Here is a 24,574-nt window from a genome sequence, read left to right on the forward strand (position 1 = left end):
TTAATGAACCCTAAACATTTAAGAAATTGGTTTGCTAATTGCTGCTACTGTACCTCATAATAGCGGGAAACGCTGTATGGGTTGGCTAGCAAGTACCCCGGAACCAGCAGACATCTCAAAAATACCAGAAAACCTGCAACTATCAAGGGCAGAACTATTAAATGTCATGCAATCTTTAGGACGACGGTCATTAGTTGAAACTGTCCAACAAAATGGGCGATCGCACTTTACTATCGCGCCCGTAATCAGAGAGTATATAACAAACAAAAAATGAAAATCGCCACCTGGAACGTCAACTCAATCCAGTAGTAATAAATATGTAGTGAAGTTTAATTACAGTAATTGAATACATATGATAATTTTATAAATGACACAATCAAATTTTGTGATTTTAATATTTCTTTACGCGCTCGAATGTAGATTTAGTTACACTTCTGCTCTCATGACTAAACTATTGCTGGAATCCTTAATATCTGCCAACATTAGTTGAGTTATGTAATATGATGCCCTAACGATTGCTCATGATGACGATCCCTTCGTACCAGTAGTTTCAGGAGTTTTTATTAGGGGTAATCGACCCGACATGATAGAATATGCTATTTTTACGACCAGACTGCCCTGATTGTGGTTCAAATCACATAGTGAAAACTGGTATTATTCATAATAAAAAACCAAAACACAAATGTCAAAGTTGCGGTCGCCAATTTGTCGAAAATCCGACAAACAAAGTAATGAGCTTCACAAACACAAGATTTAATCGATCGACTTCTTTTGGAGAAGATTTCTTTGGCTGGTATAGCTAGAAGCACGGGTGTTTCTCAAAAATGGTTACAGTATTATGTAAATAATAAATATGCCTCAATCGAACGTACAGTAAAGGTTAAACCTAAAAAAAAGTCAGATTGAATGTTGAATGTGATGAACTGTGGTCATTTGTAGATTACAAATAAAATAAGCAATGGGTGTGGTTAGCAAGGGATAGAGAAACCAGAGAAATTATTGGTGTTTATATTGGCGACCGTAGCCAAGAAGGAGCCAAACAATTATGGAATTCTCTACCTCCTGTATATCGACAATGTGTTGTTTGTTATACAGATTTTTGGCAGGCTTATGCTTGTATTTTTCCTTCGCTACGCCATCAACCAGTTGGTAAAGACAGTGGAAAGACTAATCACATTGAAAGATTTAATAATACTTTGCGCCAACGTGTTTCTCGGCTCGTAAGAAAGACTCTTTCATTTTCTAAAAAGTTAGAAAACCATATTGGTGCTATTTGGTATTTTATCCATCATTACAACTATGTTTTGAGCCAATGAATATCTAATTACTACATATTTATCACTACCCAATTTTCGACGGCTTAATGTTTGGCTTGAATCATGAGGATGGTGGAGTGCTGGAATTTTGGCTAGTTTTGGTGGGAGATGGGCCTAGTTTTGGTTCGTATGTGGCTAATGCTGCGCTAAGTTTTTGGATTTCTGGCCATAGCTCTACTATCAAGGCTTCTTTTGCCTCGTTCGATAGTTGCTTTAAGTCGGGGAGTTTTTCCATTCCTTGATCTAATGTCTATCTTGTCTTCTTGTCAAGGGGGTTGAGCAATTACAAATAAAATTACTCTATTTTGCAACTAACCCTAATGGAAACATTAATAGGACTTACGCATAGGGGCATAGAAACCGGGTATTTTACGACAATAGTTGGTTGTGACTTCTGATTCGGTAAAAAACCCGGTTTCTTCGATGGGAGTGCGTAAGTTCTGAGTAAATCAATAAGGGCGGGCAGTGCCAGTCCTCTTACTTCTCATTACTCCGAAATACCGACTTACCCTTCGCTTTCAGAGTATTAGCCGCATCTGCTAAAGTCTGCGCGAAAGGCTGCTGCGAGTGCATGAAAACGCGAGCGGTATTGCGTCCCGGCATCCCCGAAATTGAGCCACCCGGATGCGTTCCCGCCCCCGTGAGGAACAAACCATCGATCGGCGTTTTGTAATTCGCCAACTCCGGCAAAGGACGGAAAAATATCATCTGATCTAGCGTCATATCAACGTGATAATAATTCCCTTTCAAAGCCCCCAAACGCTCTCCCAATTCTGCCGGACTTTCCACGTGGCGTCCTATAATAGAATTTTTGATATTTGGCGCGTATTCTGCTAATTTATCAATGCAGCGATCGGCAACTTTGTTCTTCAGCTCATCCGTCCAACCCGTACCGTGCTGGCCGGTTCCTTCAGCATTTTCGATCATGTAAGGAGCAAAAAATTCAATCCAAGCCGTATGATGTCCGGGGGGAGCCATTGACGGGTCTAGTACCGTCGGAAACACCACATACATCGATGGGTCTGAGTCGGGGATTCTGCCAATTGAAGGGTCGCTGTGAGCGATTTCAACGTGTCTCACCGAGTCGGCAATTAAAACCGAACCGATTAAAAATTCGTCCCGATGATTCCAGCGCTCAAACTTGGGCATTTCATTTAGAGCTAAGTCTATTTTGAGAATAGTCTCGTTGTTGTTAACAATTTTGCGCTCCAATCTTTCCCGCAAATCCGGGTCGGCACTGTCAACATCGCTGGAGTCCATTAAGTGCAGAAACAAGCGCTTAGCATCAATATTAGAAATGACACCTTTTGTCGCGCGGTATTCCGTGCCGTTGGCAACTCGAACTCCCACAGCGCGACCGTCATCAATTAAGATTTTCTCGACGTGCTGGTCGGTAAGTACCACACCAGAGTAACTTTTCACTACATTTAGCAGCGCTTGCACTAATGCACCCGTCCCTCCGCGCGGTCTTGCCATGCCGGGATTGTGTCTCATTGCCAGCATAATTGCGCCTACAGCAAGGGTTTTTTGCGAAGGAGGCGCGCCGAGTTCTGAGGCGAATCTTGCTAGGGGTGCTTTGATAAATTCCTCGTCAAACCACTCGTTGACAATGTCTTCAGCGCTGGTGAGCATCGTGCGAATAAAGTCCAGCGTTTTGTCGGGGGAACCGATGACTGACAATAAATCTTTGATCTTTGAAATATCGTAGTTGCCCAGAATATCTATGATGGATTTTGGTGGCGCATTAAACATCGGAACCATTGCACCTAAAGCCCGCTGCCAAAAGTCTGTATATTCGGCATATTTTTTAGCATCGCGCTCGTTGTAGCGCGCAATTTCAGCACAAGTTTTTTCTACAGATTTGTGTGCTAAGAAATATTTACCGTCGGGATGCGGACAAAAGGCAACTGGATCGCAGAAAAGATATTCTAAACCGTGTTTTTCCAGTTCTAATTCTTCGACAACTGGTCCTAAATGGATAAACTCGTGGTCGATTGCGCACATATTGAATTTAAAATCCGGCAATTCCGGAATCGCAGCTTCAGTAGTTGCCGCGCCGCCGGGAACCGAACGTTTTTCTAACAACAGAACGGTATATCCAGCTTTCAGCAGATAAGACGCACAGACGAGTCCGTTGTGACCTGCGCCTATGATAATGACATCATACGTTTGCATAGATGAAGTTCTAGGGAGAGGATATTTTGCTTATTTTACAAATGTTAACAACTTTGCCGTCTCTACCAATAGAAATAGATTCATTGTCAATAAGCCTTTTTAGCATATTACAAAAGATGGAGCTTTGAAAAAACGCTGTTGTGTAAGCGCCTTATTTCTTCTTGAATTTACAGAGCTATCGCCTTTCTTATATCGCGCCAATGCCAATATTGTACTCTATTTAGCCACATTTATTTGCATTAAAGTAAAAATTTAAGCAAACGAAGTAAGAAGGAAAAAGGAAGAGGAAAGGGAGCAGAGGTAATAGGTAATAGAAACAGTTTTGAGATTGCTTTTTTCCTGGCCACACGGCGATTGGAAGGAGTTAAGCCCTAGGAAAATTACTTACTCCACACTCAAAACTGCTAGCCAATTACCTATTAGTACAGTGAGAAATATTACTTCAGTTCCCGCAATGCCGCCTCAGATTTTTGTACACCATCATTGTTGCCTTGCTGGCGGTAAGTGTCGAGGGCTTGTTGAAAAGCTTCAATTGCTTCGGATTTGCGATCGCGCGCTTGGAGTGCCTTACCCATATTGTAATAAGCTTCTGCCCGGTTTGGATCAAGCTTAATCACTCGCCGAAAAGTAGTAATCGCTCCTGAAAAATCTTGTTTTTCCAGTTGAATTTTTCCCATTCCTGCGTGTGCTTCCACTAAATTAGGTCGCACCGCAATAGCCCGCTGATAAGCTATAAGCGCTCCGTCGAAGTCGTTTTGAGCCTGGAGAAGTTCGCCAATTTCTAGCTGCACTTCTGGATTCCGGGGCTCCAATTTGGCAGCTTCTTCAAAAGCTGCTAGCCCTTCGGAAGTATAGCCGGCACGCAGCAAAGCAGTGCCTAATTTTAACTGGACACCTGCTTGTTTGGGAGCGAGTTCGGCTGCTTGTTGGAGCACGGTGACAGCACTGGCAAAACTTCCCTGCTGGATCAATACTAAACCCATTGAAGAATAAGCTTGCCAATTTTTCGGATCGAGGGCGATCGCCTCTTGGTATGCTTTAAAAGAACCGCTGTAATCTTTTTGCTGAAAGAGTACCACTCCGAGACCGATTCGGGCATTGACATTTTTGCGATCGAGCACAGCGGCGCGGCGGTAAGCTGTGGCTGCTGCGGGATAGTTTTGTAAATTCGCCATAGCATATCCTAATGCGTATTGGAAGTCAGCATTATTCGGTTCGAGACCGATCGCTTGTTGGTAAAATTCTACTGAGGCTTGATAGTTGCCCTGACGCGCTTCTAAATAGCCAATACCCGAAAAAATGCGGGGGTTTTCCGTATCTAAACGCGCCGCTTCTTGATAAATGGCGATCGCCCTAGTGTAGTCTCCTAAATCTACAAACTCGCGCCCTTGTCGCAGCAGATCATCTAAATTTGAATTATTTTGAGGGTTGACTTGAACGGATATTTCTGCTGAGAGCGCTATCTGCGGCGCTGCGACAGCGAATCCTGCTACTAGCAACGTACTGAATACCAAGAGACTTTGTTTGTGCACGGCCATGTGTTTCAAAGAGTATGTGGAATGGAAGAGCGAGTTGCTGTCTGCTTGGCAAGCTGACAACTAATGATTTACCAGGAATGTTTGAGTGGCGAGATGTAGTAAATCTACAGAACAAGACCCACTCAAAATTTTCGCGATTGAGGCCAACTGATGATTGTAACAACAACTGATATCATCCAAGGAGCAGAAATTCAATCTTACCTGGGAATTGTAACTGCTGAGGTTGTATACGGCACCAATGCCCTGCGAGATTTCTTCGCTGGCATTCGCGACATCATCGGCGGACGCACCGGCAGTTACGAGGAAGTGTTTCTCAAAGGACAGCGAGATGCCCTCGCGGAACTGGAAAAACGGGCTCAGCGCCTCGGCGCCAATGCCGTAATCGGGGTGGAAGTTGACACCGGCACGATTAATGTAGACTCAAACGGGGCTTTGCTGCTGATTACTGCCGTTGGAACGGCTGTAAGATTGCGTTAAGCTGTTTTTTCTGTATACGTCCGCATTTTCTGTATACATCCGGCAAGTTTTCCAACGGGATAAAATAGTTATCAGTCATCAGTCATCAGTCATCAGTCATTAGCTAATAGCGGGTGGCTGGGGGCGGATGACTTTTTCGTTTCTTTCTTCAGACATAGATACTGGTTATTTCCCCAGGCAGATATAGTTTCTATCAATCTCAGCCACAATCAATGCTTAAGTGAAAGATTGTTAAAAATTAAAGCAAATCTCAGAGGAAAAAAAAATCTATGTCATACGTAAATAGACCTGTAGATAACGTTGGTACCGAACCCGTGGTCGTAAATTCAGTGATGGAATACCACGATCGAGTACGTTGGGGCCCGATTTTTTCTGGTTTGGTAATTGCGATCGGCACACAACTGGTGTTAAGTGCATTGGGCGCTGCGATCGGGTTGAGCAGCATTGCTGGTTCAGGAGCTCCGCGCACTATTTCAGGGGACGTGGGTGCCGGCGTCGGAATTTGGTCAATTATTAGTTTGTTAATTAGCTTGGCCGTTGGCGGTTGGGTAACTGCTCGCGCTTGCGGCCCGATGAATCGCAACACAGCGCTTTTGAACGGAGCAATTTTGTGGGCAACTACCTTAACAATTGGCTCTTGGCTGTTAGCAAATGGCGTGGCTGGTACTTTTGGCGTAATAGCTGCGAATGCGGGAGAAGCAATTAATCAAGCGCAGCAGGGCGGAGTAGATTTGCCGAACCGAGCACCTAACGTATCTGCTCAGGATGCTCGCAATATTGCTGGTAATGCTGCAAAAGCTGGTTGGTCGTTTTTGTTCGGCTCGCTATTGGGTTTAGTTGCTTCGATGGTAGGAGCATCTGCCGGTGCGCGCACTCCCCGGAATTACTCATAAAAGTTTCGTCAGACACGGAAAGTTCATATTCAGGAAAGCACTTTTTTTAAGGTGCTTTTTTGTTGCTTGAATTCGTCAACTATTTTTTTATTGTTGGCAGGTTATACCTGAAAACGCATTTTTTGAGGCTCTGCCTCCCGGTTTTTAAAGCGAGGCAGAGCCTCCATATCTTTCTTCCCAGGCAGAGCCTGGGAAGGAGGATAATGAACGATCAAAGCGAGAGAAATGTGCTTATAGCGTACCCTACGAATTAAGCGCTGAAGTATTTGGCGGCCGGGTGATAGGTGATAATTGCCGTTGTTGATTGTTCCGGATACAGTTGTTCGCTTTCATCCATATAGAGGTTGATACGATCGCACTTTAACAATTCCAGTTGCTTGTACTGATCCGCCATATTCGGACAAGCAGGATAGCCGAAACTGTACCGCGAACCGCGATATCTTTGTGCCAGCATATCGCGAATGTTGTCCGGTTCCTCGCTACCAAAGCCCAATTCGCGCCGAATTCGCGCGTGAGTCCATTCTGCTATTGCTTCCGCTGTCTGTACCGCTAATCCATGAAAGTAGAGATAGTCGGTATATTGATTGTTAGCAAATAGCTTTTGCGCGTACTCTGTAGCCATCTCTCCCACTGTCGCTACTTGCATCGGAAATACATCGATTTTACCCGATTCTTTGGGCGCAAAGAAGTCGGCAATGCACAGCCGTCGCGCCGATTTTTGCCGGGGAAATGTGAATGTTGCAGCGGGTGTCGATACATCTTGCCCGCCATCCATGATTTCTGGATCGTACAAATGCAAAGAATTACCTTCAGCTTGACAGGGAAAATACCCGTAAATTGCTTGCGGCTGCAGTAAATTTTCGGTGATGACTTTGTGTTTCCACTCTTCCAAGATGGGATAAACTTTTTCCGCTAAGAAAGCGTCGTATTCTTCCCGCGATTGGTCTTTTGGCTTGCGGAATTGCCACTGACCCGCAACTAAAGCTTGCAAATCTAAGTGCCAGAAAATCTCTTCAAAGGGGATGTCTTCTCCCTGCAACAGTTTCGTTCCCCAGAAGGGAGGATTCGGGCGATCGATATCTGCTGAAACTGCCTCGGATCGCCTGGTATCTATTACCACAGGAGTGTCTGCTTTCTTGGCATCTTCTACAGAATTTTCTGGCGCAGCTTTAGCTTCTTTAACCGCGCCATTATCCTGTCCTATTTCATCTAAAAATCCTTGCAAATCTTCCCATTTACCCGCAGATTTTGCAGGCATGAGTTTGTCCATAAAGTGCAAGTCGGAAAACGCATCTTTGCCGTAAATAACTTTACCTTTGTAAGTATTTTGACAGTCTTCATGCACAAACTTGGGAGTCAAAGCGGCGCCGCCCAAAATTACCGGAACGGTAATTCCTTTCTGGTTGAACACTTCCAGATTCTCTTTCATGAACGCGGTGGATTTTACCAGCAAGCCACTCATCGCTATACAGTCGGCTTTGTGCTTCTCGTAAGCTTCGATGATATTGTCAACCGACTGTTTAATTCCCAAGTTGATCACTCGGTAGCCGTTGTTTGATAAAATAATGTCAACCAAGTTTTTGCCGATATCGTGAACGTCGCCTTTGACAGTAGCTATGATGAATGTCCCTTTGGCATTGTCCCCGGATTCGGACTTTTCCATGTGCGGTTCTAAATAGGCAACTGCCGCTTTCATTGTTTCTGCTGACTGCAAAACAAAGGGCAGTTGCATTTGTCCCGAACCGAACAATTCTCCGACTACTTTCATGCCGTCTAACAGGAAAGTATTGATAATGTGGAGAGGCGGATAGGTTTCTAATGCTTTGGCGAGTTGGATATCTAGTCCAATGCGTTCGCCGTCGATGATGTGCTGCTTCAGGCGTTCTTCTACCGGAAGGCTTGCGTCTTCTGTCCGATCGCGCTTGGTAGTTTTGCCCGCAAACACCGTTGTTAGCTCGCCCAAGGGGTCGTAAACGCAAATTTCGCCGTCAAACTCCCGTTCGTCGTAAATCAGTTTACGGCAGATTTCTTGGTGTTTGGGGTCGATTTTGGCGAGGGGCAAAATCTTATTAGCGCTGACAATTGCCGAGTCCATCCCGGCTTGCATCGCTTCGTGCAAAAACATGGAATTCAAAACTTGCCGCGCCGCCGGATTCAAGCCGAAGGAAATGTTAGAAACTCCTAAAATTACGTGACAACCGGGCAATTCTTGGCGGATGCGGCGGATCGATTCGATGGTGGCTTTGCCGTTTTTTCTGTCTTCTTCAATCCCGGTGGAAATAGGCAATGCTAGGGTGTCAAAAAATATTTCCTCAGCGGGAATTCCGTAGGCGACGGCGGCGTTATATGCGCGCTGGGCGATCGCAAATTTTTGGTCAGCAGTTCTGGCCATCCCGTCTTCGTCAATTGTCCCGATAACTATGCCCGCGCCGTATTTTTTCGCCAACTCCAAAACTTGATAAAAACGCGGTTCTCCGTCTTCGTAGTTAGTGGAATTCAGCAAACATTTGCCGCCCGCAACTTTTAAGCCTGCTTCCATCTTTTCCCATTCGGTGGAATCCAGCATTAAAGGGAGAGTTGCATTAGTCACAACGCGGGAAACTAATTCTTTCATGTCTCGCACGCCGTCGCGGCCGACATAATCAACGTTGACATCGAGAATGTGCGCGCCTTCTCGCACTTGTTCTCTGGCCATTGCTACTAAACCGTCCCAGTCTTCGGCGTTTAGCAAATCGCGGCATTTTTTGGAACCGCTGGCGTTGAGTCTTTCGCCGACAATTAAGAAGGAATTTTCTTGTTCGTAGGGTTGGGCGGTGTAAATTGAGGCGGCAGATGGTTCCCAAGTAATTTCGCGAATTTTGGGTTTAAGAGTTTTGCCAATTTCTGCTAGTTCGCGGATGTGATCGTAGCGGGTGCCACAGCAGCCACCGATGACTTGCACGCCTAAGTCTTCGACAAAGCGCATCAAGGCCATTTTTAATTCTATTGGCGTGAGTTTGTAGTGCGCGTGCCCGCCGATGTTTTCGGGTAAACCGGCGTTGGGAACGCAGGAAACGACGAAGGGCGAATGTTCGGAAAGGTATTTGACGTGTTCGGCCATGCGATCGGGCCCGGTGGCGCAGTTCAGGCCTAAAATGTCGATCGGGTACGGCTGCAAAATTGCTAGGGCGGCGCTGATGTCGGAACCGACTAACATTGTGCCGGTGGCTTCCATTGTGACTGATACCATTAACGGAATTCGCGCACCTTTTTTCTTAAATACTTCTTCAATGGCATTTAATGCTGATTTAATTTGCAGCACATCTTGACAAGTTTCGACAATAAATAAGTCAACGCCGCCGTCATAAAGTCCTTCTGCTTGTTCGGCAAAAGCGGCGGTGAGAGTGTCGAAATCGATGTGTCCTAATGTTGGCAATTTGGTGCCTGGCCCGATCGATCCTGCGACAAATCGAGGTTTTTCTGGGGTGGAAAATTCAGCGGCGATACCCTTGGCGAGTTCGGCTGCTGTTTTGTTGAGATAATATGCTTTGTCTGCCAAATCGTATTCCGCGAGTACGATGGAAGCGCCGCCAAAGGTGTCTGTTTCGATGACATCGGCCCCTGCTTCGAGGAATCCCCGGTGCACGTTGGCGACGGCTTCCGGTTTCGTGTGGACGAGATATTCGTTGCAGCCTTCGTATTCTTTGCCGCCAAAGTCTTCTGCGGTGAGGTTTTGGACTTGCAGGTTGGTTCCCATTGCGCCGTCGAAGACGATGACGGGGCGTGACGGGTGGTGGAGTCGATCGAGGAATCTGCTATTCATAAGCGGTCAAAAAAAACGCAGGTGCTATATATTTACAATTTTATCTATTGTGCAATATTGTCAACAATTATGTGACTCTTGCCAAACGACTAATTACTGAAGGATTTAATGCTGCTGACAATAGTTCGATCGTAGCTGTAATTTTAGCGATCGCCCTGGATTCTTGTCAAAATTCTGTTGTGCGTGAGCCTGCGAGGGGAAAACGGGCTAGTTGCGAGGGATTTTTTCGCTTAACTGCTGACGAATTTTGTCAAAATGCGATCGCCACAAATAAAGGAGTTATATAGCAATCCTAAATGACTCGTTTATTTTTACCCCACCCCAACCCTCCCCGAACCCGCTGGGAGTCCGTAATAAATTCACAAATGATGCGAAAATTGCTCTATAACTACAGCATTAAGATTTTTTTCTCATTTTTCTGTTGGAAGGTCTTTTAGGCAGTCGCTTAATTTCACTTTCTCCTCCTGGGACTTCTACTTTTTTTACATTTTCTTCTACTTCTTCTATAATTTCTAAATCACCAACTTCAACCTCGCCCCCGCTGATTTTTTCCTCTTCCTCAGCCTCCTCCGCATTCTGTTGATTTGCGATTAACTGCAGGTCCCACCCAGAATTTTGAATCGGCAATTGTGCGATTTCTTGAATAATTTCACCTTCTTCAATCTGCTGTTCAATTTCCACCGCCGCTAAATCTTCCTCCGTAGTAGGAAAGTTATCAAGTTCTTGATTAATTTTATTTTCTATTATTTCTTTCTCTACTAGCTGCATAGATAACTGCTGGTTTTCCCTGGACAATTCCTCAACCTTAGTCGCCAGCATTCTAAGCTGTTCGTTGAGAACGCGAATTTCTCGGTTTTGCTGCTGAATCAGTTCTTCGGCATCAGCAATAGTTCGATTTCTATCTAATATCACCTCATTTCTAGTTTCTAATTCCAAAGCGCTCATAGCTGCTTTAATCACATTATAAAAATGTGGTTTAGATACATCAACTTGTTTAGCATTATGGCGACTTTTTCCCAAAAGTCCAATTTTTTCTCCTTGCTTAACAGCCAAAACAAAACCTTGATGATTTTTTATTTTTAATTCCTTGACAAAATCCACTTGAACTAAACTGCAAATATATTTGTGACAGTCAAAATAAAATTCTGCTTTCATAAAAAAGCACCCCTTTCTGCTATTGTCCCGCAGAATTATAGCACGAACAGACTTTGTGCGGGAAATAAAAAGAAATAAATAATCGATAGCCCATTATGGTCACAACAAAACTTCATCATGAACCAGACCTTCCGGCAACTCTATCACACCGGCAATCAACTTCCAACAAGGGTCATCTCCCTCCCAATCATCCGGCCGCCAAGGCATAGTCAAACTCACTGTTACCAAACAAGGTTTTTGCGGTCGATAGCCCAACTCTAACTTTCTAATAAACACCGGATCGGTAATTGTTGCAGTCAATCTTTGACCATGCTGCGTGACAATAGATCCTTTCCATTTATTACCACCTTCCTTTCTTTTAATTGGCTCGTTTACCGTAAATCTTACTGCTTTGACTAATTGCAAAGTTAGGCGCTCGCACATTGACAAAGACTGCATATATTCCACCGTAACATATTGCAAATCGTTGTGCAAAATATACTTTTGACTATTGCAATATTTCAGCAAATATGCTGGCGGAACTTTCCCTACTTGCCGCCATTCTCCCGGTAAAACAGAAAGATTTTCACACGCAAAGCCAAAGTCCGGCCCCGTCTTGGCTAGAGGGATTTCTAGAACATCTAACAACGCGGGTTCAAGTCTATTTATCAGCCACATTTCTTTAGGGATTTTGCCATCTGGTAAGTCGGAAACAGGACGCACCCACTTACCTTGAAGTTCATTAATTCCGGCGATGCACCTGTCGCCGTGTTTCCAGGAATTAGCGAGACAAATTATTTGAGTCATTCGATTTTAGATTTTAGATTTTAGATTTTAGATGTTAGATGTTAGATTTTATATTTTAGATTTATCCCACAGTGATACAGTATTTTCCCTAAATCACAGATGATTAATGGTGACATTTTTCCACTTATCGCTGAGATATTCAGCAACTAAGCGGCGATGACAATTATGAGGTTTTGGTTCGCTACAAAGCAGACACGCACAGTCCATAAGATCCGATGAAACATTGTGTTCAATTTGTCGATCGCCCATTAAGCCCAAAAACTTCTGTTTATAAACATCCCAATCTCCCTTTTTCTTTTTATAATCATCCAAAATATCTTGAGTCGGCGCTAAATCCAGCACATGAAAATACTCAATATTACCAATGGTTCGCAGAAAATATTCTAAATCTTTCCGCTTAGCAAAACCTGCTAACTGTGATACATTATTCAGCCGTGTATCTATCACCCTGCGGACTCCCGCTTGCACCAAAATCCCAAAAAAATCCTCCGCACTTTTTTGAGTAAAACCAATTGTAAATAAATTAATTGCTTTCTTTGGTGACATAAGCTATTTCCAATCCGTGACGATAATAAGCTGTTTCTAAATCAACTATTTCCTGTTTAACTTGAGGCTCTAATTCAAACAAGCTTAGCTGAATTGGCTCATTATTTTTTTTGCCTTTGTTAAACTTGCTCAAAAGTCTTTCTTCTAAATGCTGGTGCGATTCTAAATTGCCATCTGACAAAATGTGATTAATTTGTAAATTAAACTCTCTGACTTTGCGGCAAACTAAAATAGTCCGATGACAAGTAATCGGGTCTTTTTCCGCACACATTAAACTGATTTTATAATTGGCGGCGCCTTTTAGCAAGCGCTGAATTCCTGCGGAAAATAGAGAAGTTGCTGCTATGCGATCGTATAAAGCTTTACCGCTAGTATCGTAACAGCTTAAATCCTCCGGTCTCGCGCCCAACTCTTTGCCTAAAAAAACATATTGAATGCCGACACTTGACAGAGAAGCTTTAATTTCGGATTTATTAAAATGAGGTAAATAGCGGCTAAACGGATGCGATCGCACGTCCGCAACCGCCGTAATTCCGTGTTGTTGCAGCAGCAAAATAAACGCTTCAATACTCAGATTGGAGTGTCCGATCGTAAATAATTCCATTGCTTCGATCTTACTATGCAGTCTTTGCCTTGCGGAGAAGAGTTTGTGTAGCCTGATTGTTTCAACCTGTAGACTTCAACCTGTGGTTTTTTTCACCAACTTTTGAATCAAAAGTTGCAAAGTCAGCAGCATCAAACCCACAGATGCAAAAGCAAAAACACCCGCACCCAAAGCCACAATTCCCATTACTAAAGTTCGCACAGCCGCCGCAATATTAATTGCAGTCACATTGTCAGAATGAATCGGTTTATTAGCAAAAGTTTGGGCGATAGACAAAGTTAGCGCGTACAAAGCTGCTGCAAACCCGCCCGCCATCAGCGAACCAGTCAGACACCGCAAAACCGTCGGCGGCGTGGAAGATGCAGAGGTTGCATCTCCAGCCGAACTCGGAGGTTGAGAAGTAGAATCTGGATTAGTTAAATCAGTCATTGCGATTTTAGATTTTAGATTTTAGATTTTAGATTTTTGGTTAATTCACCAAAACTAAAATCTCTGTTGAATGACATTTTATCAGTTCTTCGAGTTCAATAGACTCTGCGAAAAGTTAGATTCATCTTTACCATCGCCTGTTAGACAGGTTTAACTGGCGATCGCGATCGCACCATCTTCGAGTTACACCCTCGGAATCGGCGCTTTTACATCATTTTCCTCCGAAAAAATCCGAATCCCAGTATTGCTAAACTGTGCTACCCAAAAATCCAAATCGGGAGAAGCGATCGCACTTTTAACCCGTTCCATAACTTGCTGAGCCTGCTCTGAAGACTCCGCCAGCGCAAACACCGTCGGCCCGGAACCCGACATCATCGTTCCCAAAGCCCCCGCCGACTCAAAAGCCTGGCGCAACTGCAAGACCTGCGGGTACACAGGCAAAGCAACTTTTTCTAAATCGTTGTGCAGCAATTGACCAATTTTTGATCGATCTTTTTGGGCGATCGCCCCCACCATCGGGCCCGAATGCAACCGTTGCCGGCGGCACTCCAAATCTTCCGCTGCACAATAGGAACTACTGAACTGCTGCCGATAAGTTTGATAGGCCCAGGCGGTAGAAATACTGAGATTGCGGTACTTGGCCAACACCACATAAAAGCCCCCCAAATCAGGCAGCGGCGACAGTTTATCTCCGCGACCAGTTGCCAAAGCCGTACCTCCAGCAATGCAAAAAGGCACATCCGAACCCAAAGTTCCCCCCAACTCTTGCAACTCCGACTGAGTAAGTCCCAATTGCCACAGCAAATCCATCCCAACTAAAACCGCAGCCGCATTGGCCGAACCGCCTGCAAGCCCCGCCGCCACTGGAATCTGCTTGTGAATCGCAATCTCGACTCCGCCGTATTTCGCCAAAGCATCGGGGAATTGCTTCGCCAACAAATCCGCCGCCCGGTAGGCCAGGTTATTCTTATCAGGAGGGACTTGCGGGTGATCGCAGCGCACGCGAATCGTGTCCGTACCGATCGCGCGCAAGTCAATTCGATCGGCTAAATCTATGCTTTGAAGTACCATCGCCAGTTCGTGATATCCGTCGGGGCGATCGCCTATGATTTCCAAATACAGATTGATTTTTGCTGAAGCTAGCAGAGAATATGAACGCATAGGTGATTAAGCCGCAGGTGAAAGAAACCCCTGGTTGAAATTAATTGACACCAGTCAGAGTCCATTTTCTCACAACTCAAAGGAAATATTATGCAGGAAATGTGGAAAACTTTTTTTACTTCCGGGCCATTTATTCCTCACGGCCACTGCTATCTCTGGCATACCCCATTAGTCGGGCTTCACATTGCCTCAGATTCTATCATTGCACTCGCGTATTTTTCCATCCCCATTACATTGGTTTATTTTATTTCCAAACGCGAAGATTTGCCTTTTGATTGGATCTTTGCCCTGTTTGGAGCCTTTATCGTCGCCTGTGGCATCACTCACATATTTGAACTCTGGACACTTTGGCATCCTAACTATTGGCTTTCAGGAACAATGAAAGCAATTACTGCCCTTATTTCCTTAGCTACAGCCATACTTTTGGTAGACTTAATGCCTCAAGCCCTAGCACTCCCCAGTCCCGCACAGTTAGAATCCGCCAACCGACTCCTAGAAGCTGAAATTGTCGAGCGCCAATTAGCAGAAGCTGCCCTACAAAAAGCTAAAGAAGAATTAGAAATTCGCGTTGAGAAACGCACCGCAGAGTTAAAGTCTCAAACGCAACATCTAGAATTTGCCAACCGACTCCTAGCATCGGAAATTGTCGAGCGCCAGTTAGCAGAAGCTGCCCTACAAAAAGCTAAAGAAGAATTAGAAATTAGAGTTGAGGAACGCACCGCAGAGTTAAAATGTCAAACTCAACAGCTCGAACAAGCCTTGTCTGAATTGAAGCAAGCTCAATCCAACCTAATTCACAGCGAAAAAATGTCATCTTTAGGGCAATTGGTCGCTGGTGTTGCTCATGAAATTAACAATCCGATTAACTTTATTTACGGCAATATTACTCACACCCGCCAGTATGCCAATAGTTTGCTAGAACTGGTGAATCTCTATCAAGAACAGTATCCGAATCCCATACCCATAGTTCAAGAAAAAATCGAGTCTATAGATTTAGACTTTATCATCTCTGACCTGCCAAAAATATTAATTTCTATGATAAACGGCGCTGAGCGGATTTTTGGTATTGTCAAGTCGCTGCGAATTTTTTCTCGCCATGACGAAGCAGAAATGAAATTAGCCGACATTCATGAAGGAATTGACAGCACACTGATGATTTTGCAAAGCAGATTGAATGCTAAGCCCGGTTTGGAGAATATTCAAGTTATCAAAGAATATGGCAACTTACCCCGAATAGAGTGCTACCCCGGACAGCTAAATCAAGTGTTTATGAATATCCTGGCTAATGCTATTGATGCTTTAGAAGATGACAGCCACAGCGAGTCGATTGCAGCCCATGAAGCGAATCCCCGCCGCATCAAAATCTCTACCAAACTTTTAGAAAGTGAAGTCGTAGAAATCCGAATTAGCAACAACGGGCCAGAAATCACAGAATCGGTGAGGAACCAGTTATTTAATCCATTTTTTACCACTAAACCAGTAGGTAAAGGCACGGGATTAGGTTTATCAATTGGCTATCAAATTATCACAGTAAGACATCAAGGCGAATTGCAGTGTATTTCTGCACCGGGGAAAGGTGCAGAATTTATTATTAACATTCCGATTAGCCTGCAATAAACCTTTAAGAATCCCCATAAAACCTCAATTCAACTGTTAGTATTCAGACCAAAGACTGGTTTTTCGTAAATAGGAATTACGCCCGATTGTTGAGCAACCATTTTTTTTTAGGCAAAGACTCGTTGTACACAGCAGATTCGGTAAAAAACCCGGTTTATGGGCCCCGATGCGTAAGTCCTGATAAAAAAAGAATTCCCAAATACGCCACTTATTTAAGAAGTCGGGTATCTAACAAAATCTTGAATTTTAAACATCAGAGAGCATATTATTACTCAAACTTACCCATTGATCCACGCTTAAATCTTCAGCGCGAGATTGAGGATTTATCTGTAACTCTTCTAGCAAGTGAACGAGTTTATCTAAGTCCACAGCCCCTTTCAAATTATTTCGCAGCATCTTGCGCTTGCTACCAAATCCCAACTTAACTAAATTCTCCAAATAGCGCGGATTAACCGCCGCAGTTTCTATCTCTCTGGGAAGCAGCCGCACCACGGCGGAATCGACTTTTGGTGGCGGAAAAAAGTCTTTAGACGGCACATCACAAATTAACTCGCATTCTGCTAAATACTGCACACGCACTGACAGCGCGCCAAAAGCTGTCGAACCCGGTTTAGCGTAAAGCCTTTGGGCTACTTCTTTCTGCACTAAGAGCACGATCGCATCGAAGGGTTTAGCCGCAGGAACAGATATCGTTCCCAGCAGTTTTTGCAGAATCGGGCCAGTAATATTATAGGGAATATTGGCAACAACTTTATTGGGATTTTGGAATTTTGGAAAAGCGGTTAATTCAGCCTCTAAGTCCATTTCCAAAAAGTCGCCTTGCAGCAGTAAAAAATTGTCGGTTTTGCCGAGTTGTTTGGCTAGTTTGAGACACAAATCTCGATCGATCTCCACAGCAACAACAGACTCAGCCGCAGGCAGCAAACGCCGAGTCAAAATCCCCGTACCCGGCCCAATTTCCAGGACGCGATCGCGATCCAAAGAAGCCGCTTTCACAATCTTATCTAAGGCTTTCTCGCTTTTGAGCCAATGTTGAGCAAACTGTTTCCGGGGTCTGGTCGATCGCATTTTTTGAATTTTTGGAGAAATCTTAGCCTGTCATTCTATCACAGCTCAATATCTTTTCCTAACCTACGGTCATGTTTATTTTTGTTAACAGGGGTTGAACTAACCAAAAAACATGGGCACTATAAAAGGATAAACGATAAAAAATAAATTAATTTATTCCCAATTACCAACAGCACGACACGGAAGGCACGGATACACGGATAGCTGTTTTTCCAAATAACCAATAACAAATAACGAAGAACCAATTACCAATTCCCCAAAAATGAAATTCCAACGAGTATTTGGTACATTACCCAAAACCACAGCCAGCGCCCCCGGTCGAGTAAACCTGCTGGGCGAACACACAGACTACAACGATGGATTTGTACTTCCAACAGCGATTCCCCAGCGCACCACAGTACAAATCGGCTTCAGCAGCGACGATCGACACCATGTTTATTCAGCAGAATATGACGAACTCATAAATTTTTCAGACGACGATACCATACCGCAAAAATTCGTGAGTTATATCTGTGGCTGCCTCAGACTTGTAGAAAAAGAAGGATACAAAGTACCGCCAATAAATCTCTACATTACCTCGACTGTGCCGATCGGAGCCGGTTTGTCCAGCAGCGCCGCTTTAGAAATAGCAACCCTCAGAGGAGTGCGCGCGCTGCTGAACCTCCCCATAGACGACGTGCGGCTAGCTCAAATCGGACAGCAAGTCGAAATCCGATATGCGGGCTTGAACTGTGGCATCATGGATCAAATGGCGTCGAGTTTAGCAGACACCAACACCATGCTATTAATCGACACCCGCAGCCTCGAATGTCGCCCGATACCTTTTCCCGCCAACACAGAAATTTTAGTAATTGACAGTGGCGAAAGCCACCAACTCGCCGCAGGAAGTGGCTACAACCAGCGGCGCGCCGAGTGCGAGGAATCGGCGCGGATATTGGGAGTTAAAGCTCTTAGGGATATCACCGATCCGCAAGCAGTGGAAGTATTGCCGGAACCCCTCAGAAGACGAGCGCGGCACGTGGTTACTGAAAACAACCGCGTACTCGAAGCGGTAAAGTCATTGCCAGCAAAACGTTTTGGCGAGTTAATGAATGCTTCCCATGCCAGTCAGCGCGACGACTACGAAGTTTCGGTGCCGGCAGTAGACACGCTGGCGGCCATCTTGCAGTCAATTCCGGGAGTCTTCGGCGCAAGGCTGACGGGCGGAGGTTTTGGCGGTGCTTGCGTAGCCTTGGTGGAGAGTGGGAAAGCGGGTGTTATTGCATCAGAGGCGATCGATCGCTACCAGCGCGCGGGCTATAGTGGCCGCGTTTTGGTTCCCGAAGTTAAAGTTACTTCTTAACTCCAGAACTATCTCCCGACAGGGAAGGCCAGCGCACAGTGACGATCACCGAATCCTCCTCGGCCGACCAATAATGAGGCACTCCCGGTAGCCAGAGAGCATAATCTCCTTCGCGAGAAAGCAAGATTTCTTGTTCTGGAAATTGCAGGCGAAACCGCCCTTTTACCAGGATAGAAAGCGTCGTGGCTTCCGCATTTACTGCCCACTGAGTCCTACAATCTCCGGCGGGGTGAGTGCCCCATTTTACCTCTAAAACAGAAGTCGATCGCGGGTCATCGCCCGGCTTCATAAAGTGACCCGCAAACCAACCGCCCCGACTTCCACCTTCAGCGCCCGCATTTCCGAAAACCACTTGAGATGACATCAGCTAATCAGGTAAACAACAAAGATGGTTATATCTGACATCTTGCACCATTTTCAATAAGCTTTTTATGAGCGGGATCTCCTGCCCACCCCACAAGAAATTCACTCTTTGTGGAACAGGCATCTTGCCTGTTCTTGAGAATAGTGCTCTTCGACGAGTTAAATCGGGGGAAGTAATCTATAGCGGTTCTCAAGCGTGGTGAGGTATGGGGGCAAGTCCTATGCCCATGCCTTATGCCCTATGCCCTATGAGCACCTCATGTTACTGAGAAAGGCTATAACTTATTACTTGCGGCCCGAAGGTTGACCTTCCGTAGTCGCTATTTCCCCAGCTTCCATCAACTGCTTAAAGCGACGTAAATCATTGGCAATTTGCTGTTCGGGAGCTTCGCCAAATAGTTTAGCAGCACCAGCACCAATTGCACCGCCGGGAGGGTTGTATTCGATGACAACTTTTACCTCTGTACCGCGTCCCGCTGGTGCCGGTTGAAAGCGCACAAAACCAGAATTGTCAACATCAGATCCTTCCACAGACGCCCAAGCAATTAAGCGATTTTCTTCTTCGCGGACAATCTCTGCATCCCATTCCACACTATTACCCATCGGCGCGCTGGCAATCCAGTGAGAACGCTTTTCATCGATGACCGTAACGTGTTTTAGATGCTTCATAAACCGAGGCAAATTTTCAAAATTGCGCCATAAACGGTACAATTCATCAGCCGGTTTGTCGATCGTCACCGTCTTTTCAACTTTAATGCTTTGATTCGGATCGGCAGCCGACTGCAAACCCTCCACAACCCCCAGCCCGCGAGCAGCTAAACTGCCGCCCGCAACCGCCAGCAAAGCACCTCTCAAAGAACGCTGCGACAAACCAAAAAGCACCAGCGCGCCGCCACCAATTAAAGATGCCCAGCGTTCGGTATCGCCGCTGCTACTTTGGTTTTGTTTGTCGGAATTTGTCATTGAAGTAGATTCCATTGGTTTAAACCTGGTAAATTAATAGCGAAAAATAGCAGCTAAAGGTGCCTCGTTTGGCACTTTTTCCGGCGGCATCGCGTAAACCGTTCCGCCGTTGAGAATAGTTTGAATTGCTGCGACATTCAACAAATCTTCGTCACCCAATTCTGCATCGGGATGGATTTGCACCGAGTTCGTCTCGGGATTAAAGCTACCCCACTGCTGAACGCCAAGAGCAACAAACAGTCGATCGACTCGTCCAAAATAAGCAGCCGAAACAGCTTCTTTCAAGTCAGCAGAAATTTTATCGCTTCCTGTCAGATCGTGGTATTGTGCGATCGCGTCTGACTGAGCCTGCACAAACAAAGGTTCCACCAGCGGCAAAGCTTCGGCCCGCAACTCTTCCGGCTTGAGCAGTTTCGGATTGCCTGTAATTCCTTCTTCAATTAAATGCGGGTAGGTATTGGCTTCTCGGTAAAGCGGGAACAAATACTCAACTCCAGCTAACACTAAAGGAGCTTTTTTGTTGCGTAAATAATTGTGCAGCGCCGCATCGATTATGTGGAAATACTGCAATATTTCCTGCTGGGGCTCATCTCGATCCGGACTTCCTTGACCGTGAAAACTTCCCGGCTGCTGAAAAGAATTATTAGTGCCTCCTTTTGCAGTAGCAATCCGAAACTGACCCTCTTTAGCTGTCGGGTCATATTGCAGAGCGTCATCAAGGCTTTTCGGCAAGTTTTCAACTTCAACTTCCCGAGCACTGTAAGCCGTACACTCAATCAGTCTCACTTCCTTTTGACTGAGAGCTAAAACATAAAATAAATTATCTCCTGTCAGCAGAGGCATCAGCGGTTTGACGTGAAAATTGTCGCTCACAACCACTAATTCCTCAAACTCCACCGGACAGGTATAGTAGCGGAAAAATCCTGAACCGACAAAAATCGCCAGCAGGTTGCTTTGATTTTCCCAAAAGTTTTCCTGGTCAATTTCTGCTCTGACTGGCTCTAGCAATTGGGCAGCTTCTTTTTTGTCAAATCCGTACTCTACAATTTTGTCTTCAGCCTCTCTGATTAAATTTTTGAACCGAATCGGGTTTTGTTGAATTTCTGTTCCTTGAGCGACTGGCATATAAATAGAGACGCACAATCCAGGAGATTGTTGTACCAGCGCTTTGAGTTCCTCTACAGATATTAAGTTCACCGCTGAAACTCCTTTGCTAAGGGGTTTTGTAATAAAAACAACCGATTCTTTAAAATGTATCTCTCCTGGCATGGCACCTGCGTCTGCCTAAAGTAATGATCGCCTGCTGTAGAGCCTTTCATCCCCGAAGTAAAACGGGGTTTGCAGCGGCTGTTTCAATCGAACTGCTTATGACCTAAGATAGACGCGCCTAAATCGGGCGTTACTTTACCATAATTTAATTTATTCTGGTTCAAATACTCGTTATATATAATAATGAAAACAAAAATTTTTCTGGGGTGGCTCTGGGCAACATTTATTGCCTACACCTTACTGCTAGCTCCTCTCGATCGGCCCGGAACGCTAACAGTTATGGAAAAAATGCTCAAGTTGCAGCTAGAAGGAATTAACCCCTACCTTGTCACCATATTCGCTCTCATGGGAGTGTGGCCGATGGTCTACGCTTGCCTCCTATTAATTGATGAGAAAACCCAAAATATATCCGCTTGGCCTGCTTTCATCGCTTCCAACGGCGCCGGCATCATCGGCTTAATTCCCTATTTACTCCTCCGCCAGCCTCAGCAACAATTTTCCGGCGGCAAAGATATGTTGATCAAAATATCAGACTCCCGCTGGACAGGGATTCTACTTTTACTAACAACAATCTGGCTGTTAGCTTGGGCTTGGTTAAATGGAGATTTGGGAGATTTTGTCAGGCAGTGGCAGTCAATTCCTTTTGTGCATTTAATAACTTGGCATTGTTGCTTGATGGCTGTAATATTTCCCTCACTTTTGGGAGACGACATGGCGCGACGCGGACTCTCGGACGATCGCATTTTTTGGGCAGTGTCTCTAGTTCCGCTGTTAGGGCCGCTAGTTTATCTTTGTCTGCGCCCCCCTCTGCCAGAATCTGCAACTGAAATCGCCACTTTCCCACTGACAGCCAGAAATTGAAACATTGAAAAATTTGGTAGTGTTCAAGATGTAATGGATATTCAAGGCCGGGCGGGATTAACAAACGCTCAAAAAGCGACATTGAGAGGGTTAGGGGCGATCGCGTAGTCTGGGTGTACCGTGGAGAAAGATTGTAATTGTCCTGAAAATCTCGATCGACACTTATGAGGTCACTCTATGGAGCCAAATGATACATCGTCCCGCTACGACCGAATTGCCCAATGGTGGCAAACTGAGCATCAAGATTCAATCTACGGGATTGCCCAATTAGAACGGGCGATCAAATTTACTTCTAAGCAGCAGGCAGCACTTGATGTCGGGTGTGGAAGTAGCGGACGTTTTATTAACAGTTTATCCAAGCATGGATTTCAGCCTGAAGGACTTGATATTTCTAGCGAAATGATCAATTTAGCCCAGCAGCTACATCCAGAAATCACGTTTTACCGGGCAGACATTTGTGATTGGCTGCCACCGAAACTTTACAGCCTGATTGCAGCGTGGGATAGCACGTTTCATCTGCCAATCAACCAGCAAGCGCCTGTGATACAAAAGCTATGCGATGCGCTTGAACCTAATGGAGTGCTCCTGTTCACTTGTGGCGGCGGACATACAAGCAGCGAGGTTTCGGGAGCATTTCAAGGTCAAGACTTTGATTACAGCACTTTGGGTGTAGATACTTTTCTGCAAATTCTGGTTGAGCATCATTGCACCTGTCGCCATCTCGAATATGACCAGTATCCTGAAAATCATGTTTATATCATTGCCCAAAAGACCTAATTTATCATTCGATTAAAGTGTGGGATGTCGCAACTGGTGGCTGTATTAGGACGTTGATGGGCGATCGACTGTTTGAAGGTATGAATATTCAAGGGGCAACGGGATTGACGAATGCTCAAAAATCGACATTGAAAGCGTTAGGGGTGTTGGTGTAACGTGTGTCGAGATTAGGGCGATCGCCATTTAGAGCACCGGTGCGATCGGATATTCAATTACGAATCATTGTGAGGTGGATGTAGAGCGATAGAATGCAGGACTCCTCGAAGATTGACTACTCCTTCTCGGTTGAGTTGCAGCCGATCGATGGTAGCGCGTCCAGTTGGTGTTAAGCCCAACATTTGAGTCGAATCGCTGCTCCAAGTAAAGTGTTCGCTCCAGTTATCCCGTCGAGGATGATAAAGTGGGACAGAGCCACCTGTAACGGGGTCGATCGCCTCACTATGACTGTATTTGAAGTTGTTGCACCCTTGAGCTGCGATCGCCAGATTATCCAAATCACTGGTGCCACCTTTGGAGCGAGGGATAATGTGTTCAATGGAGAAGGGGTCTGGAGAGAATTTAGCTTGACTGAGACAATACTCGCAGCAACCATTGGCGCGTTGTTTAATGAATTGTCGTTGCTGCTGTGTGAGGCGGGATTCAGACATAATCAACGATATCGGGTTGAGGATTGATGCCGAGGGTTTGCATGAGCTCAGTCAGAGGTTGGTTGCGGAAGGTTGCGAGTTGAATTAAGGCTTGAATGCGGGCAACATTGAGTTGTTCAAGGCGCGAGCTCATTTGGATCAGTTGCTTGTGTTCTTCGGGAGTCAGGGTTTCGGCATGACGCTTGGCGATGAGGGCATGGTATTCTTCCCAGGTTTGTGCACTAAAGCCGATGTTAATTTGTTGCAGCAAGTCGGCTTCTGTAGGTTGGGTGGTTGGAAGTCTAGGCTGGAGGCGTTCTTGCAGGGTGTTGAGGATGTAGCGATCGGGTTCAACGCCCTGTCGAGATGCTTCAGTGCGGATCTGGTGTTCGAGTTCGGGAGAGAGGTTGAGGGTGATGGTGGTCATGGTTATCTTGGCAGCAACATCTATTCATCATTTTAGCGATCGGGCTTTCACCTTATCTGGAACTTCATCGCCTGGGACTTCTCGATTTTACTGCCCGCGTCGTGGTTTGCAATCTACGAAACCTAATGCTTCTGTGTCGAGAAAATTGGCGATCGAAATGGCGATCGGATATTCAATTTCCGCAGCACGCGCAATTAGAGCAGCTTTAATTCGTTCTGGCAAACGTCCCAAAATAACTTCGGCATCAGGAGAAAGTTGTTCTTGAAGTTTAGCTTGCATGACATTCACCTTTGGGTTGGAATTTGATAGATACATTCAAGCCACTACCCAACTCAGATTTAGCGGTCTAACGTTGCCAATCACCCGCCGCAAATTACCT

At 45.2% G+C, this 24,574-nt stretch carries 25 protein-coding genes and 1 pseudogene; 9 read left to right on the forward strand and 17 right to left on the reverse strand.

The genetic code is table 11. The annotated features are described in order from the left end of the window. The first annotated feature begins 593 nt into the window (after positions 1-593). Positions 594-1,316 (forward strand): annotated as a pseudogene (locus QUA10_RS24160) (IS1 family transposase). Between the two features lie 61 nt (positions 1,317-1,377). Here QUA10_RS24160 and QUA10_RS29190 read toward each other — a convergent pair. The 3 genes from QUA10_RS29190 to QUA10_RS24170 form a co-directional block, all read right to left on the reverse strand. Beyond that, entirely contained in the window at positions 1,378-1,551 is a 174-nt protein-coding gene (locus tag QUA10_RS29190) for a DUF6444 domain-containing protein (protein WP_445242853.1), read from the reverse strand. Between the two features lie 242 nt (positions 1,552-1,793). Beyond that, on the reverse strand, positions 1,794-3,491 hold the full coding sequence (gene crtO / locus QUA10_RS24165; protein ID WP_333082303.1) for a beta-carotene ketolase CrtO: 1,698 nt from the start codon (positions 3,489-3,491) through the stop codon (positions 1,794-1,796). Positions 3,492-3,928: 437 nt separating this feature from the next. Then, a complete protein-coding gene (locus tag QUA10_RS24170) occupies positions 3,929-5,029 on the reverse strand; it encodes a tetratricopeptide repeat protein (protein ID WP_333082307.1) in 1,101 nt (366 codons plus the stop codon). A gap of 150 nt (positions 5,030-5,179) precedes the next feature. Here QUA10_RS24170 and QUA10_RS24175 point away from each other — a divergent pair, with 150 nt between their 5' ends. Continuing rightward, positions 5,180-5,506, forward strand: a complete 327-nt coding sequence (locus tag QUA10_RS24175; protein ID WP_006634531.1) for a YbjQ family protein — start codon at positions 5,180-5,182, stop codon at positions 5,504-5,506. Positions 5,507-5,775: 269 nt separating this feature from the next. Next, positions 5,776-6,399, forward strand: a complete 624-nt coding sequence (locus QUA10_RS24180) for a hypothetical protein (protein ID WP_333082302.1) — start codon at positions 5,776-5,778, stop codon at positions 6,397-6,399. Between the two features lie 250 nt (positions 6,400-6,649). On the opposite strand, the gene metH is transcribed toward QUA10_RS24180, so the two are convergent. Continuing rightward, on the reverse strand, positions 6,650-10,201 hold the full coding sequence (metH, locus tag QUA10_RS24185) for a methionine synthase (RefSeq protein ID WP_333082301.1): 3,552 nt from the start codon (positions 10,199-10,201) through the stop codon (positions 6,650-6,652). Positions 10,202-10,272: 71 nt separating this feature from the next. Here metH and QUA10_RS24190 point away from each other — a divergent pair, with 71 nt between their 5' ends. Beyond that, the gene (locus tag QUA10_RS24190) at positions 10,273-10,488 is read left to right on the forward strand and encodes a hypothetical protein (protein WP_333082300.1); all 216 of its coding nucleotides are present in this window, start codon (positions 10,273-10,275) and stop codon (positions 10,486-10,488) included. A gap of 109 nt (positions 10,489-10,597) precedes the next feature. On the opposite strand, the gene QUA10_RS24195 is transcribed toward QUA10_RS24190, so the two are convergent. From QUA10_RS24195 to ispE, 6 genes are all read right to left on the reverse strand, one after another. After that, a complete protein-coding gene (locus tag QUA10_RS24195; protein ID WP_333082299.1) occupies positions 10,598-11,356 on the reverse strand; it encodes a hypothetical protein in 759 nt (252 codons plus the stop codon). 99 nt (positions 11,357-11,455) lie between these two features. Then, the gene (locus tag QUA10_RS24200; protein WP_333082298.1) at positions 11,456-12,142 is read right to left on the reverse strand and encodes a dual OB domain-containing protein; all 687 of its coding nucleotides are present in this window, start codon (positions 12,140-12,142) and stop codon (positions 11,456-11,458) included. Positions 12,143-12,235: 93 nt separating this feature from the next. Continuing rightward, positions 12,236-12,688 (reverse strand): DUF488 domain-containing protein, encoded by a 453-nt coding sequence (locus QUA10_RS24205; RefSeq protein WP_333082297.1) that lies wholly within the window; start codon positions 12,686-12,688, stop codon positions 12,236-12,238. Continuing rightward, entirely contained in the window at positions 12,666-13,292 is a 627-nt protein-coding gene (locus QUA10_RS24210) for a DUF488 domain-containing protein (protein WP_333082296.1), read from the reverse strand. The genes QUA10_RS24205 and QUA10_RS24210 overlap by 23 nt, the downstream gene beginning before the upstream one ends. A gap of 75 nt (positions 13,293-13,367) precedes the next feature. Further along, positions 13,368-13,721 carry a DUF3082 domain-containing protein gene (locus QUA10_RS24215; RefSeq protein WP_333082295.1) on the reverse strand — a complete coding sequence of 118 codons (354 nt, stop codon included), beginning with the start codon at positions 13,719-13,721 and terminating at the stop codon, positions 13,368-13,370. Between the two features lie 183 nt (positions 13,722-13,904). Then, on the reverse strand, positions 13,905-14,882 hold the full coding sequence (ispE, locus tag QUA10_RS24220) for a 4-(cytidine 5'-diphospho)-2-C-methyl-D-erythritol kinase (protein ID WP_333082293.1): 978 nt from the start codon (positions 14,880-14,882) through the stop codon (positions 13,905-13,907). A gap of 90 nt (positions 14,883-14,972) precedes the next feature. Between ispE and QUA10_RS24225 the strand changes: the two genes are divergently transcribed. Beyond that, on the forward strand, positions 14,973-16,499 hold the full coding sequence (locus QUA10_RS24225; protein WP_333082292.1) for an ATP-binding protein: 1,527 nt from the start codon (positions 14,973-14,975) through the stop codon (positions 16,497-16,499). Between the two features lie 246 nt (positions 16,500-16,745). Here the strand turns inward: QUA10_RS24225 and rsmA are convergent, their stop codons facing one another. Next, positions 16,746-17,567, reverse strand: coding sequence for a 16S rRNA (adenine(1518)-N(6)/adenine(1519)-N(6))-dimethyltransferase RsmA (rsmA, locus tag QUA10_RS24230; protein ID WP_333082291.1), 822 nt, complete (start codon positions 17,565-17,567; stop codon positions 16,746-16,748). 262 nt (positions 17,568-17,829) lie between these two features. Between rsmA and galK the strand changes: the two genes are divergently transcribed. After that, positions 17,830-18,909, forward strand: a complete 1,080-nt coding sequence (gene galK / locus QUA10_RS24235; RefSeq protein ID WP_333082290.1) for a galactokinase — start codon at positions 17,830-17,832, stop codon at positions 18,907-18,909. On the opposite strand, the gene QUA10_RS24240 is transcribed toward galK, so the two are convergent. From QUA10_RS24240 to QUA10_RS24250, 3 genes are all read right to left on the reverse strand, one after another. Beyond that, positions 18,899-19,273 (reverse strand): signal peptidase I, encoded by a 375-nt coding sequence (locus tag QUA10_RS24240; protein WP_333082289.1) that lies wholly within the window; start codon positions 19,271-19,273, stop codon positions 18,899-18,901. The two genes, galK and QUA10_RS24240, sit on opposite strands and share 11 nt — an antisense overlap. 284 nt (positions 19,274-19,557) lie before the next feature. Next, positions 19,558-20,250 carry an SRPBCC family protein gene (locus QUA10_RS24245; protein WP_333082288.1) on the reverse strand — a complete coding sequence of 231 codons (693 nt, stop codon included), beginning with the start codon at positions 20,248-20,250 and terminating at the stop codon, positions 19,558-19,560. An 18-nt stretch (positions 20,251-20,268) separates the two neighbouring features. Then, positions 20,269-21,432, reverse strand: a complete 1,164-nt coding sequence (locus QUA10_RS24250; protein ID WP_333082287.1) for a baeRF3 domain-containing protein — start codon at positions 21,430-21,432, stop codon at positions 20,269-20,271. 255 nt (positions 21,433-21,687) lie between these two features. Here QUA10_RS24250 and QUA10_RS24255 point away from each other — a divergent pair, with 255 nt between their 5' ends. The 3 genes from QUA10_RS24255 to QUA10_RS24265 all read left to right on the forward strand — a co-directional run bounded on the left by QUA10_RS24255 (position 21,688) and on the right by QUA10_RS24265 (position 23,297). Then, positions 21,688-22,365, forward strand: coding sequence for a DUF2834 domain-containing protein (locus QUA10_RS24255; RefSeq protein ID WP_333082286.1), 678 nt, complete (start codon positions 21,688-21,690; stop codon positions 22,363-22,365). Positions 22,366-22,542: 177 nt separating this feature from the next. Beyond that, complete coding sequence (locus tag QUA10_RS24260) at positions 22,543-23,142, forward strand: class I SAM-dependent methyltransferase (RefSeq protein ID WP_333082285.1); 600 nt, start codon at positions 22,543-22,545, stop codon at positions 23,140-23,142. Between the two features lie 17 nt (positions 23,143-23,159). Continuing rightward, positions 23,160-23,297, forward strand: a complete 138-nt coding sequence (locus QUA10_RS24265) for a hypothetical protein (RefSeq protein WP_333082284.1) — start codon at positions 23,160-23,162, stop codon at positions 23,295-23,297. 57 nt (positions 23,298-23,354) lie between these two features. Here QUA10_RS24265 and QUA10_RS24270 read toward each other — a convergent pair whose 3' ends face one another. The 3 genes from QUA10_RS24270 to QUA10_RS24280 form a co-directional block, all read right to left on the reverse strand. Next, positions 23,355-23,789, reverse strand: a complete 435-nt coding sequence (locus QUA10_RS24270; RefSeq protein ID WP_333082283.1) for an HNH endonuclease — start codon at positions 23,787-23,789, stop codon at positions 23,355-23,357. Further along, positions 23,782-24,195, reverse strand: a complete 414-nt coding sequence (locus QUA10_RS24275; RefSeq protein ID WP_333082282.1) for a hypothetical protein — start codon at positions 24,193-24,195, stop codon at positions 23,782-23,784. Before QUA10_RS24275 ends, QUA10_RS24270 begins: the two co-directional genes overlap by 8 nt. Before the next feature lie 87 nt (positions 24,196-24,282). Further along, positions 24,283-24,474: a hypothetical protein gene (locus tag QUA10_RS24280; RefSeq protein ID WP_333082281.1), complete on the reverse strand. Its 192-nt coding sequence runs from the start codon at positions 24,472-24,474 to the stop codon at positions 24,283-24,285. Between the last annotated feature and the right edge of the window lie 100 nt (positions 24,475-24,574).

Origin of the sequence: Microcoleus sp. Pol8_D6, assembly GCF_036700965.1 — a bacterium.
GTDB lineage: Bacteria > Cyanobacteriota > Cyanobacteriia > Cyanobacteriales > Microcoleaceae > Microcoleus.